The following is a 13,323-nucleotide window of genomic DNA, read 5'->3' as shown; positions in this document are numbered from 1 at the left end:
GCTAGCTTACACAAATTCGTTCAACGAGGCCTTATACACTTTAGTTCCAATCTTCCCGGCTGTCTTTAATTGATTGATAATGGTGCGAAGATCATCTGCTCTACTGATATAATTGGCATTGATGGTAATCAAATTCTCTTGGACATCGTTCGAATTGAGCGCATCCTGTACTCTCGCTTTACTTGCCCTTCCTTGATGATGGATATCGGCAACCAAGGCACAGATAATATCCGATTTTCCATCCAGGTCATACCATCTGTGATAGCGCTGCGTCATTTTTTTCTGAAGTAACTCGTTTGCAATGGCCACTTGGGCATCGCGCATAAGCCGATCCTTTTCACTCCAGTGTATAAGTCGGGCCGCATGTAAGATCTCTTGCGGATCGATACGCTTTCGAATGGGGTTTAAAAAGTTCATAAAGAGCTGAAGTTGCGGGGCGCCGTTGGGACCTGTATTCATGACGGTTTCCAGATCTGTCTGACTGCCATTCTCATTTACGCGGTGCAGACTGCCGTTGGTCATTTTAAGTTCCGGGAAGTATTTTTTCATATTAGCACTTTCCGAAAAACGTCTAAAAAGTAATATCAAATTGTCCTTGGGAGTGTGGGCTGCCAGTTGATAAAATCCGAAGGTAAACTTGGCTCGGTCATAGGTATTTATAAGGTTGAAGTGGTTTTTGCTTTCACAATAGCCGGTAATATGCAACAGATACGCCCAATGATCGATGCTGTCCTTATAATCGTCTCCATTGTATTGTTTTCCGTAGTATTCATTCGCTCTTTGGTATATTCCGAAATATCCTGCCGATGTATTATTCACTTCTCTACCTACATAAAATTCGTTACCGTTCGAATTGGTTTCTTTTGCATACCATTCGTTTTGACGTTGTGTCAATGCAAAGGCCGCAGAAGAGGTGATGCTGTTTCCTGTTGGGTCGATATCCAATAAGAGATCGGAACCGGGAATAAGTCCGTAAAACAAGGCCTGGTTGCCGGAATAGACTCGCTGGAAGGTATCTAAAAACTTGGCTATGGTCCATTTTACAACCTTGTCTGCCGAATTAGAGTAGTGGTACACCATATTGTCCACCACAATGCCAATATGTTTTTGAGGCACGTTTTGCATTCGTTTTTGTGCCACGTCTACATTCGAATCCTTTGTCACAAATACCAAATAGGGTCGGTCTGAAGGAGCCTGAGCGATCGTCCCTACCTTCGGGCATTGTGCAAACACTTCATGTACCCTGATATTGGCACCGACGTTCGATCCACCTCGAAATGTTTTGCAGTTAAAATCGAATGTCAAACCCGCTGCATGGCTTACAAAATGAGCGCAGTGGTTTAAATTGGCGTCGTGAAAGTTGTTGAGGCAAATCTGGTTGATGGATTTTCCGATAAGTGCCTCCAGTGTTGCTTTTAGCATACTGATTAATTTTTAGGTTCGTTAAAGGCATACCCTATAAAAAATCCCCACTTGGTTACGACCAAGAGGGGAGCTGGTATGCAATTCAAATTGCTATCTAAAGATATTGAATTTATTTCAAATGGTCTGTGTATTCACTTGTTTTCTCTCCGTTTAAACTAATCCACCGCACTTAATATATGTCCTTCGGTGCTAAAAACGACTGCATCAAAATCATCCGATATATTGATAAGGTGAATCGTGACATCGGCTTTATCGGTTTTACTTTTCAGAAATAAATGTAGCGGCAGTCCTTTTACCCCAAATTGATCAAACAGTTCAATTTCCTTCTTCGATTTTCCTTTTCCAACACTTTGATAGGCCAATACATGTGTCATCGACAATGGAATATCTTCTGCCACCCATAGCGTTGCCGAATAGGCATCACTTTCGGCGAGGACTTCTCGACAGCTGTGATGTTCTATGTCTTTAATTTCACCCGTATAATTTTGTTCGGTTCGTGGCTCGGTACCAAAGGTGCGAATTGCCTGTGGCATACCCGGCCAGTAGGCTTCATTCATGGGAAGAATATAACCGCCTTTTTTACCATTCAGTTCAAATAGACTGGTAATTGTGGCATCATCAAAATCGAAGACCATACGCATGTCCGGTTGATTTCTTCTGCCATGTATGATGATGGCTGTCTTTTTTTCTCCAAAGAAATAGGAAATGGTGTCGCTGCGTTCATTCCCGTTCTGATATTGCTGTGTAGCCACCAAATCGAAACTGCCAAAATAGGTCTGTGAGTAATACCCTTGCATTGCTACAATAAAAAAGGTAAAAAGGAACGTCATCGTTTTCATGTCAATTAAAACTTTTGATATACAGCAAGTTACAAAATAAAAACAATAGACTACATAAAAACAAAACGGCTTCGTAAGAAGCCGTTCCTAACCAAAATATAAGACTATTAATTAACCAATATTAATCCTTACATCTGATTATTTGTTAATTTCGTCGACAATATAGTATTTTTTTGTAATACAAAACTGATTTTTTTTTACAAAAATATCGGTTAACGGTAAAAATAGTATTTCCGAAAGTAGATCTTTTTACCAGACATTAGCAATTAAAGTTTGCTGTAAGAAAAAGTTTAATAATAAAAAGCGACTCAATTTGAGTCGCCTAATGTAACAATAAATAAAAAATTATAAATCAATTTTTATCGTCACTTGTCTCAATAGCAATAACTGTTTTCGCTCCTGGAGATAAAATTGGTCGGTTGAGATCCATTCTTGCTCCCGAATTAAACAATAATACCGTAGAGAAATCGGCTGTCGCTGTCAGGTTATTTTCAGCAACCATCAGCTCGCGCAGGTGTCTATGATGCGCTAATCCGGTAGGAATCTCACCTTCTAGCTCATTGTCGAATACATTAAAAATTTCAATATGTGCTAAATCCCCAATACTGCTGGGAATGTCACCGCTTAATTTATTGCTGCTAAGATGTAGTTGTTTCAGTTGGTTCAACTGAGCAAAACTTGCAGGAATAGAACCGCTAAGGTTGTTCCCGTTAAAGGCAAGGACTTCCAGGTTTTCTAAATTCCCAAGCGATTCGGGAAGCGTTCCCGAAATGCGATTGAAGGATAACTCCAATATTCTAAGTTCCGTTAGCGTACCTAATGATGCCGGTAACTCACCTTCCATATTATTGAATAGAAGACTGATGCCGACTATTTGATCCTTTTCAACAGTGACTCCTTTCCAGTGTTCCACCGGTTCGTTGGTATCCCAAGTACTTATCCAGTTTTCACCTTGAGTGGCAACATAGAGGTCTAATAAAACCTGTTTATCGTTTGCACTCACTTGTGCAAAAATAGCCACCGCAAATAGGTAGCTGCATAGGGTTAGAAGTGTTTTTTTCATGATTCGGGGGTATGAAAATTCTTACATTACAACGTAAATAAATAGTATATTTAGTTGTATTGCAAATAAAATCGATGAAATGCACTAAAAAAATTAATTACTGCGAGCCACTTCTTTTAAAAATGGTGTATGTACCTCGTGAATGCCGCTAAATTCAACCACTTCAAGTCTATGGCCAAATAGTGCTGTGCCTTTTAGTTGTTCTTCTGTTTTTCGAGCTTCTTGAATGTATTGATCTTTATCCCCGTAGAGGTAAGTTACTCTAGTTTGTTTGTTTAGGTATTCAAAATCAGAGGTTGTCAATTCGGTGGGGATACCGCCCGAATGTAATATCAAGTGATTGCATTGTATTTTTCGAAGGCCCATCCAGCGGGTGGCAATGGATACGCCCTGCGAATACCCTAAAATTATAAAGTTGATATCGTTCTTAATTGGCTCAGCTTTAAAAACAGCATCCACGTAAGCGAGAACATTTTTAGTTTCTTCGACTGTATTTTCACGAGTTAGCCATGAAGCTCCCACATGCTTAAACGTATCACCGAGATAGTATTTCGCGGGAGCCTGTGGGGCAACGATATAGTTTTCAGCAGCATCCAATTGCGAAAAATAATTGATGAAATACCTACTCAGATATCCCAAGCCGTGAAATACCATCCAATAATTCTTGGTTTTTGAAGTAAAGGTGTTTAATGTTGAATAGGTATTTGTGGCTGTAAAAGAAACCTGTTTTTCTAAAGACATAATATGGGTACATTTTGTATTTTTACAAATGTAAATCAATCTTATGAAGTATTCCAAAGAAGAAGTGTTAGAACGCTGTAATGCCATGTGTAAAAACACTTTAATGGAAACCTTGGGTATTGAATTTATAGATGTGTCTGAAGACAGTATCGTAGCTAGAATGCCTGTAACTCCAAGGGTGCATCAACCCGATGGCGTCTTGCACGGTGGGGCTTCGGTAGCCTTAGCGGAAAGTGTTGGAAGTGCGGGCGCACTATTTTTTTTATCTGGAGTGAATGTACAAATAAGAGGCATCGAGATCGCTGCCAATCACGTAAAGAGTGTCAGCTCCGGTTTTGTGTATGCCAAGGCCAAAATAATTCACAAGGGGCGAACCACACAATTGTGGCAAATTCCTATAACCAATGAGAATGACCAATTAATTTCTCAGGTAAAACTAACCACCATAACGTTACGCACTTAGAGGCAATGGAACAAAAACTACTCCTTGAGCAAATAGAGAACCATTATCAACAAGGACTTCCTTTTGTTATTTATTCACTTCCCGAAAGTAATAAGTTGGTAGCGCTACTACAAAAAGATACGCAGTTGCATACCACCGAAACCTTTACCGATACAGGTGTGATTATGGCGCCTTTCGACTATGAAACGGTTGCACACTGTATCCCTGAATCTGAAAGCATCCACCTCGAATCCACTTTAGAAATAAGTCCGGTTGCGCTGTTTGACCTGCGCTGTGATGAGGATCCGACCGAAAAAGAAAGGTATTTGAAATTGGTAAAAGAGACAATGCTGGCTATTCAGACAAAAAATGCCGCCAAAATTGTCATTTCAAGAATGAAGGATTTTAAGCTGAAGAAATTTGAATTTTCAATGTTGATGTTACGCGTATTCAGCTTGTATCCCCCCGCGTTTCGATATATTTGGTTCCATCCGAAACACGGTCTTTGGTGTGGGGCGACCCCCGAGGTATTGGTGAAAACAGAAAAGACTTCCTTCAGCTCGATGGCATTGGCGGGTACTCAAAAATTCAATGAAAAAACACCCGTGTATTGGAACGATAAGGAAATTGAAGAACATCAATACGTCACCGATGCCATTACCACGAGCTTGCAAAGGGTAACCGATGTTTTAAAAATATCAAAAACCTATACCCACCAAGCCGGGACGTTGGCACATTTACGTACCGATATTACCGGAGTTTTACGAAGTGGAAAGACCACGCTTAAAACAATTTCGGCAGCCTTGCACCCAACACCCGCTGTATGTGGTACTCCGAAAAAAGGTGCGAAGAAATTTATTTTAGAAAAAGAAGGATACGACCGTGAGTTTTATACGGGTTTTATTGGCCCTATTTGTGGCAATGATTCCTGTTCCAGCTTATATGTGAACCTGCGCTGTATGAAGATAGTTGGAAATACAGCCACCCTGTATGTGGGCGGTGGAATTACCCTAGGGTCGATACCGCTTGATGAGTGGGAAGAGACCCAGAACAAATTGCAAACCATGCTTCAGGTATTGCAACCGATGCTTTAATATTGTCATTGCACTTCGTACCTTTGCCGCAATGAATTTCTCTAAGAAGATCCTTTCACAAACCATTACGCAACTATGCCTCGCCAAAGAGATTGATCATATTGTTATTTCCCCCGGTTCGCGAAATGCTCCTCTTACGGTTGGTTTTACTGAACATCCTTCCTTTAAAAACTTCAGTATTGTAGATGAACGCTGTGCCGCTTTTTTTGCACTGGGGCTTGCGCAGCAGCTAAAAAAACCGGTCGCCTTGGTGTGCACATCGGGTTCGGCCTTGCTTAATTATTATCCGGCAATAGCCGAAGCCTTTTATAGCGATATCCCCTTGGTGGTGATTTCGGCAGATCGACCAAAAGCAATGATCGATATAGGCGATGGACAAACGATTCGGCAGGAAGACGTTTTTTCAAATCACATATTATACAGCGCCAATTGTTTGGAAGGGGAGGAACATCAAGTTTTTAACGAAACAGAAATCAATATTGCACTGAATCTGGCCATCGAATTGCAAGGCCCTGTTCATATCAACGCGCCTTTTTCGGAACCTTTGTATGAAACGGTTTCCGATATGCAAGTACGTCCGCAACAGGTTCCCGCTAGAACTGCCACGAGACAATTTGATGAAGATCTACAACCTTTTCTGAAGCAGTGGAATAACGCGAAAAGAAAACTGATCCTTGTGGGGGTACTGCCTCCCAACAGCATTGAGCAGCAATGGATCGACCAATTGGCTACAGATGATAGTGTTTTAGTGTTTACGGAAACCACTTCCAATTTGCATCACGATAATTTTATTTCATCGATCGATCAACTTATTGCCCCATTGCAGGAAAATGGTTTTTCTGAATTACAACCCGAATTATTAATCACCATGGGAGGAATGGTAGTCTCTAAAAAGATCAAGGCCTTCCTCCGGACCTATCCACCGAAGCATCATTGGCACGTGGATCCCAAAAAAGCCTATGACACTTATTTTGTTTTAGATCATCATTTTAAAACAACACCTGCCCTTTTTCTGAAGCAGTTTTTACCAAAAATTGAAATGGCCGTAAGTTTGTATCGTACTAAATGGCTTGAGGTCAAGAAAAACAGGCTACAAAAACATACAGACTTTGAGGCGCAGGCCTCGTTCTCCGACTTTACAGTCTTTTCTGAAATTTTTAAATTCATTCCGGACGACCTGCAACTGCAATTGGGAAATAGTGCGACTGTTCGCTATGCGCAGTTATTTGACCTGCCAAAGACATTGACCGTATTTTGCAATCGAGGAACCAGTGGTATCGATGGCAGTACGAGCACCGCTATTGGAGCTGCCCATGCTTCGGAAACCCCTTCAGTTTTTGTGACCGGCGATCTTGCCTTTTTCTACGATAGCAATGCGCTGTGGAATAATTATATACCCTCCAACTTCAAGATTATAGTTATTAACAATGGTGGAGGAGGTATTTTCAGAATCCTACCCGGAGCGAAGAATACCGAACATTTTTCGACCTATTTTGAAACCAAGCACCAACTTTCTGCGACACATTTATGCGAGATGTTTGGTTTTGAATACGATTCGGCTACAAATAAAGCTGAGGTTAAGGAAGCGCTAATGCGTTTTTTTAATACTTCGGAAGGCCCAAAACTGTTAGAGATTTTTACACCTTCAGAAAGTAATGACAGGGTGCTGTTAGACTATTTCAAGTATATCTCCTAGCCTACTTGTTAAGCAGCGCTGTTGCCCAATCGTAGGCACTCGAAAGATTCTCCAAAATGATAAAATCCTTGTTGAAAAAATTTGCCTCAAGTGCGGCATTCTGTTTACCGAGATCGGTGGGAGTGACAATGGCAATTCCTCTAAGTGTTGGAATCTTTTCTAAATATTTATAATCGTTGGGATTAACCGAATATGAATTGATGCGATTTGCAATATAGACCCAGGGTTTGGTCCCCATGTATTGCAAGCCTTTTACCAAAAAGGAAAACCCTGTTTTATAGGAGATGGTCACTCCTTCTTTTGCTTCAACTACCACAATATTATTGTAAAAATAAGCAGTACCTATATCCATTTCAAGCACGTTTTGAAGGATAGCCGAATTGGGTAAATGGTGGGGGACATTGGCGTTCATTGCACGTGAAATTAAGAAAATAGAACGAATTTCTAGCGTCTTTTTTATCATTTTTATCGCACTGGAAATTGTATCTTTGCAGCTATGATTCAACTAGGTGAATATAATACACTTACCATATTACGGGAAACAGATCCCGGGCTCTATTTGGGCGATGAAGAAGAAAATGTAGTGCTCCTACCACATAAATACAAACCCGAATCTTTCGAAATTGGCGATGAGATTCGCGTATTTGTATATCTGGATCATGAAGAGCGACCGGTGGCCACCACCTTAGAACCTTTTGTACATCTCAATGACTTTGGATATCTGCATTGTAGTGATGTAAATCAGTACGGTGCCTTTATGGATTGGGGTCTGGAAAAACAACTGTTTGTCCCTTTTAAAGAGCAGGCACGCCCTATGAAAATTGGCAACTGGTATATTGTCTATTTGTATATGGATGAAATTACCAATCGCTTGGTGGGATCGAGTAAAACCAACCGTTTTGTCAATAATGACGAGGTGACAGTTGAAAAATTCGAGGAGGTTGATGTACTTGTTACGCATTTGACCGAAAAGGGGGCCAATGTGATCATCAACGGAAAACACAAGGGGCTTATCTATATCGATGATATTTTTGAAGACATTCGTACGGGAGACCGGATCAAGGCCTTTATTAAGAAAGTACGTGACGATAATAAGATCGATGTAGTACTGCAATCACCTGGTTACCGAAGTATAGAGCCCAACGCCAATTTTATACTCGATGAGTTGAAAGCGGCAGGCGGGTTTCTTCCTATACACGACAAGACAGATCCCGATACTATCAAAAATGAATTGGGAATGAGTAAAAAAAGCTTTAAGAAGGCAATTGGAACACTTTACAAGGAAAAGCAGATTGTAATTAAGGAAGATGGTATTGAACTAATTTAAAAAACGCAATTACTTTTCTAACTGACTAATAACCTCGTCCTACGCGATACGGAGCACAACGTGCACAAATGCCAAATGGGGGACAAGGATCTAAAATATCCAATCCGCGTACTTCTTTATAGACAATGTTTTTAACTCCGCTGGAACCATCTGCTTGATAGATTCGACTCCCTGGTTTGATGCCCAATACTTTGAGCTGCATGGGGAGTACATCCACCTTTCGCTGTATATACCGCTGGTTTTCATTCACAACAGCAGCCATATCCACCGGTTGTCGATAGTTTTCGGCATTCATTTGAAAGGTTTTCAACTTTGTTGGGAGAAGCGGTGCCTTATCCAATGTAAATGAGGATGCCGTAAGCTCTTCAATTTCAGGTAAGGATTCTGAATTAATCGTAAAATAGCGCGAATCAAAATCGTACTGGGCAGATAACACCCACGGACTTAATACTAAGAGGAAGAGCCATTTTTTCATTGCATCAAATGTATCAAAAATGAAGCCGAAGTTGAGTTCCCTTTTTAAAAGTTTAACTTTTTAGAAGTGTTCCTCGGGACGGCATCTTTATGTACCATAACGCTAATGGTCTTTAGTTTCATATAGGCTTCACTAAAATATACATACCCACCATTGGCATTGCGCGATGCATCGGTGCCCCAACTATTTTTTACCTTGTAATACTTGGTGCCATTTTGGTCGCGTAAGAGTCCGGTAATATGCATTAAATGGTCATCGGTGGTGGTATAATTTTCAAATTCATCCTGCCGGTATTCCTGAGTGATGTTCATTTCGGGGTACAGGCCTTGTAATGCTTTTATATTATTTTCTGAATCCATTGGAATGACTGCCACACCATCTTTCGAAGAGAAGGTACGTTCGCTCACATCGCAATCCAATTCTACCGTAAACCCATTCTGAAGCGCATGATCTATGGTCGCCATCATTTCGTCCAAGGGCACATTGTACATCGCTCCGTTGCTCCAGTTGTCGGGAATATTCAGAATAAATTTTGAATAATAAGGCGCATGGGTGAAAGAGGTAAGGGTTACATAATCGGTCGGTACAATTTTGGTCATTTCAAGAAATGACATGGGGGTGTACAAGGTTCCTTCGTAAGTAAAACGCGACACGCTCTTTCCTAAATATACATCTAGGACGGCTTCCATTGCCAATTTCCAATTCTTCGATAGTTTTTTACCCGGATTGTCGACATAGGTTTTGAGCATAGCCTCCAATACGGCCACCATTTCGGCGTGGTTGTGATGTTCTTCTGAATTAAACAAGCCACTATAGACAATGTTGGGCACCAAACCGTAGTGCTGCACCGAATTAATTACATCGTGTGCCAGTCCGCCCTCGCTGAATTGCGCCTTTCCTTGTCGCATGACAAAATTTTCGGCTTTTAACGGATAGGTATTCCGAACGGTATACATTTCGGAAAGATCGATTTGCTTCCCCGTTAGACGGATAATTTCAGACTCCAAAAAAGAAGTGCTTGAAAAACTCCAACAGGTTCCGGTTCGGCCCTGACTAATCACAGGAGTGGCTTCGAGGTCGATGACTTCGGTAAACTGATAGGCTTCTTGTGCGAGATTGGTAAACGTTATGGATAGGATTCCAAAGAGCAATAGTAATTTTTTCATAACAACTATGTTTAATTTTAAACAATCAGCAACGAGAGAGATCGCTTCAGCTGCGATTAATTTTTATCTTTGGTGTAAATTTAATAATTATGAGCACACCTACTTGGAAAACGGCCAAAGAATATGAAGATATCACCTATAAAAAATGTGAGGGCGTAGCCCGAATTGCTTTTAACCGGCCCAACGTACGCAATGCCTTTCGTCCTAAAACCACATCCGAGTTGCTAGATGCGTTTCACGATGCGCAGGAAGATACGAGTATTGGGGTAGTTTTACTATCGGCCGAAGGGCCTTCCGCCAAAGACGGGGTATATAGCTTTTGCAGTGGTGGCGATCAAGCCGCTAGAGGGCGTCAAGGCTATGTGGGTGAAGATGGATACCACAGGTTAAATATTTTGGACGTACAACGTCTCATTCGGTTTATGCCAAAAGCGGTAATCTGTGTCGTTCCAGGTTGGGCAGTGGGTGGCGGTCATAGTCTGCATGTGGTGTGTGATCTGACCTTGGCGAGTAAGGAACACGCTATTTTTAAACAAACTGATGCCGATGTGACCAGTTTCGACGGTGGCTACGGCAGTGCCTATTTGGCTAAAATGGTAGGGCAGAAGCGGGCTCGGGAGATCTTTTTCCTCGGAAGAAATTACAGCGCTCAAGAGGCGTATGAAATGGGGATGGTCAATGCAGTGGTACCCCATGCCCAATTAGAAGATACAGCCTTCGAATGGGCGCAGGAAATATTGGCAAAATCACCAACAAGTATAAAAATGCTCAAATTTGCCATGAACCTAACCGATGATGGTATGGTAGGCCAGCAGGTCTTTGCCGGAGAAGCTACCCGATTAGCCTATATGACCGATGAGGCAAAGGAAGGTAGAGACGCGTTCTTGGAAAAACGAAAGCCTAATTTCGATAAAAAGTGGTTGCCGTAGGAGTGCCCGTTTAACCGGCGCATCTTCAATTTTAACGAATTGACGTTCATTAGAATACGAATTTCTTCAAAGTCTTCATTTTTATTGTATTTTAGGAGGAACTAAACTAACTAAATTCCCTATTATGAAGAACCTCACAGTTTTCTGTGCGCTGTTGTTTTGCACCTTAGCAATGTTTTCTCAAGACAGGCCACAGACGGGCTTATTGTTTGACGATGATGCCTACGAAAAAACACCCATGAAGGCACGTAATGTCTCATTTCAAGACGTGGTAGGCGAAACAAGTGCAGTATCTTTAAAAACCTTTGTTCCTGAAATTAGAAATCAGGGTGGTTATGGCACCTGTGTGGGCTGGTCTTCTACCTACTACGGACGTACCATCTTAAATGCTCGCCTAGAAAATTTAACCGATACCGATGAAATTTCGGCCAATGCCTACGCACCCGCTTTTACCTATTTGCGATCCAATGTGGAAGACGACTATAATTGCCAAGGTGGCGCCTATATTGGCAGGGCGATGGAAACCATGGTGGACGAAGGGGCACCCTTGTTGAAAGACTTCGACGTAATGTGTGAAACCGAAGTACCCGAATCGGTGTTGCAATTGGCTAGAGAGAATAGGATTAAGGACTTTGTCCGATTGTTCGGGAGCAACGAACCCGATGAACTAAAAATAGAAACCGTAAAGCGTGCCCTGATCAATGAGAATCCGGTGGTGATAGGTTTCGTAGTGGAGAATTCCTTTTACAGCGCTAAAAACGTCTATGAGCCTGATAACGGTGAAGAAACCGGAGGGCATGCCATGTGTGTGATTGGATTTGATGACGAAAAATACGGAGGTTCCTTTGAAATTGTAAACAGCTGGGGAGATCAATGGGGGAACAATGGCTATATCTGGGTGCGTTATAAAGACTTCGCCAAATATTCCAGATATGCCTTCGAAATGATCGCACAAAAGAAGACCAAGAAAAAAGTGAAGGTCGAAGTAGTTGTTGATGACGAAAAGGACGATGATATTAAAGAGGATGAAGTGGTAGTAGAAGTGGTAGAGGATGATACCGAAGACGAGGTGGTGGAGATCGAAAAAAGTGTATTGGCAGGGGAATTAGAGCTTAAATTGTACGACCACTCCCATATGAAGGTCGTACAGAATTCGGGAGAATACAAAAGAACCATTTTAGGTTTTCAGGATGTGGTGGTAGATGAGGAAACTCAAAGTATTGGGGACTATGCAACGACAGACGCCTATCCCATGGGCACCAGATATAGAATGTACGCCAAGGTGAGTAAACCGGCTTATGTATATGTAATTGGCGCCGACAGCAATGACGATAGCGGTGTATTATTTCCGCACAAGGCAGAGATTAGCCCTTATATTGCTTATGAAAATACTTCGGTAATCGTACCGGGCGAGAAATATTGGTTTCGCCTAAACAGTGATGTTACATCCGATTATTCCATCGTTATTTTTTCGGAAGATAAAATAGATGCACAGGCTGTGAAGGAGCGATTGGATAGCATGAAAGGGGACCTATTAGACAAACTGTATATTATTTTTAATGACAAATTAATCAGCAAGGAGGATATAGCCCTAAACAAAAACGCGATGGGTTTTCGAGCTGAATATGTGAATGGAACGATGGCCATGATGATACTTGACATTAAAAGAAAATAATATGGGACGCACTTTCTTTTTGATGTTGGGCTTTGTGTTCACAATAGGCTGCGGCTACGCGCAGGATACACTAAAGGCCCAGAAGCCCAAGGTGGAGAACGAACTTATTGAGGGGTTTCTTCCGGAGCGTATGTACAATAAGGTAATGGAGACACACCAAATTTCGTTACATACTATAAAACACATCCTTATTGATACGGAGACCTTGGCGTATTCTAATAAATTGGTCTTTGTAAGAGAACTTACCCAGGACGAAATCGTAGCGTTCAAGCAACTCCTTTTAACGGACTCCTCCTATCATTGGAAAGCCTATAATGAAGAATTCATTTTTTATCCCTCCAAGCAATTTGTATTAAAGAGTTCGAACGATCCACTCAATATCGTGGCTAATTTTGACAATTCGTATATATCGTTTATCGGGCTGGATGGACAAATGGTGCTTCCCATTCAA

At 41.5% G+C, this 13,323-nt stretch carries 14 protein-coding genes; 7 read left to right on the top strand and 7 right to left on the bottom strand.

Features of this window, described 5'->3' with window-relative positions:
* Positions 1-6 precede the first annotated feature (6 nt).
* From K8F54_RS11340 to K8F54_RS11325, 4 genes are all read right to left on the bottom strand, one after another.
* Positions 7-1,422 (bottom strand): hypothetical protein, encoded by a 1,416-nt coding sequence (locus K8F54_RS11340; RefSeq protein WP_290790948.1) that lies wholly within the window; start codon positions 1,420-1,422, stop codon positions 7-9.
* A 158-nt stretch (positions 1,423-1,580) separates the two neighbouring features.
* Entirely contained in the window at positions 1,581-2,264 is a 684-nt protein-coding gene (locus tag K8F54_RS11335; RefSeq protein ID WP_290790945.1) for a hypothetical protein, read from the bottom strand.
* Positions 2,265-2,616: 352 nt separating this feature from the next.
* Complete coding sequence (locus tag K8F54_RS11330) at positions 2,617-3,327, bottom strand: Two component regulator three Y domain protein (protein WP_290790940.1); 711 nt, start codon at positions 3,325-3,327, stop codon at positions 2,617-2,619.
* Positions 3,328-3,420: 93 nt separating this feature from the next.
* Positions 3,421-4,068: an esterase gene (locus K8F54_RS11325; protein WP_290790938.1), complete on the bottom strand. Its 648-nt coding sequence runs from the start codon at positions 4,066-4,068 to the stop codon at positions 3,421-3,423.
* A gap of 43 nt (positions 4,069-4,111) precedes the next feature.
* Between K8F54_RS11325 and K8F54_RS11320 the strand changes: the two genes are divergently transcribed.
* The 3 genes from K8F54_RS11320 to menD are packed head-to-tail and all read left to right on the top strand — an operon-like array spanning position 4,112 to position 7,300.
* Entirely contained in the window at positions 4,112-4,531 is a 420-nt protein-coding gene (locus K8F54_RS11320) for a PaaI family thioesterase (RefSeq protein ID WP_290790936.1), read from the top strand.
* A gap of 5 nt (positions 4,532-4,536) precedes the next feature.
* Positions 4,537-5,604 (top strand): isochorismate synthase, encoded by a 1,068-nt coding sequence (locus K8F54_RS11315; protein WP_290790934.1) that lies wholly within the window; start codon positions 4,537-4,539, stop codon positions 5,602-5,604.
* A gap of 31 nt (positions 5,605-5,635) precedes the next feature.
* Positions 5,636-7,300 carry a 2-succinyl-5-enolpyruvyl-6-hydroxy-3-cyclohexene-1-carboxylic-acid synthase gene (gene menD, locus K8F54_RS11310; RefSeq protein ID WP_290790932.1) on the top strand — a complete coding sequence of 555 codons (1,665 nt, stop codon included), beginning with the start codon at positions 5,636-5,638 and terminating at the stop codon, positions 7,298-7,300.
* 1 nt (position 7,301) lies between these two features.
* On the opposite strand, the gene K8F54_RS11305 is transcribed toward menD, so the two are convergent.
* Positions 7,302-7,763, bottom strand: a complete 462-nt coding sequence (locus K8F54_RS11305) for a hypothetical protein (protein ID WP_290790930.1) — start codon at positions 7,761-7,763, stop codon at positions 7,302-7,304.
* A 33-nt stretch (positions 7,764-7,796) separates the two neighbouring features.
* On the opposite strand from K8F54_RS11305, the gene K8F54_RS11300 reads away from it, so the two are divergent.
* Positions 7,797-8,627 carry a S1-like domain-containing RNA-binding protein gene (locus tag K8F54_RS11300; protein WP_290790926.1) on the top strand — a complete coding sequence of 277 codons (831 nt, stop codon included), beginning with the start codon at positions 7,797-7,799 and terminating at the stop codon, positions 8,625-8,627.
* 25 nt (positions 8,628-8,652) lie between these two features.
* Here K8F54_RS11300 and K8F54_RS11295 read toward each other — a convergent pair whose 3' ends face one another.
* Complete coding sequence (locus tag K8F54_RS11295; RefSeq protein ID WP_290790924.1) at positions 8,653-9,102, bottom strand: hypothetical protein; 450 nt, start codon at positions 9,100-9,102, stop codon at positions 8,653-8,655.
* A gap of 44 nt (positions 9,103-9,146) precedes the next feature.
* Positions 9,147-10,268 (bottom strand): C1 family peptidase, encoded by a 1,122-nt coding sequence (locus K8F54_RS11290; protein WP_290790922.1) that lies wholly within the window; start codon positions 10,266-10,268, stop codon positions 9,147-9,149.
* Between the two features lie 89 nt (positions 10,269-10,357).
* Here K8F54_RS11290 and K8F54_RS11285 point away from each other — a divergent pair, with 89 nt between their 5' ends.
* The 3 genes from K8F54_RS11285 to K8F54_RS11275 form a co-directional block, all read left to right on the top strand.
* Entirely contained in the window at positions 10,358-11,197 is an 840-nt protein-coding gene (locus tag K8F54_RS11285; RefSeq protein ID WP_290790919.1) for a 1,4-dihydroxy-2-naphthoyl-CoA synthase, read from the top strand.
* 124 nt (positions 11,198-11,321) lie between these two features.
* Positions 11,322-12,872 carry a C1 family peptidase gene (locus K8F54_RS11280; protein WP_290790917.1) on the top strand — a complete coding sequence of 517 codons (1,551 nt, stop codon included), beginning with the start codon at positions 11,322-11,324 and terminating at the stop codon, positions 12,870-12,872.
* 1 nt (position 12,873) lies between these two features.
* Positions 12,874-13,323 (top strand): hypothetical protein (locus tag K8F54_RS11275; protein WP_290790915.1); only part of this gene is annotated, 450 nt, incomplete at its 3' end.

The organism is Altibacter sp., assembly GCF_019913785.1.
Lineage (GTDB): Bacteria > Bacteroidota > Bacteroidia > Flavobacteriales > Flavobacteriaceae > Altibacter.
Note: the sequence above shows the minus strand (reverse complement) of the source record. Positions and strands in the feature narration are given on the sequence as shown.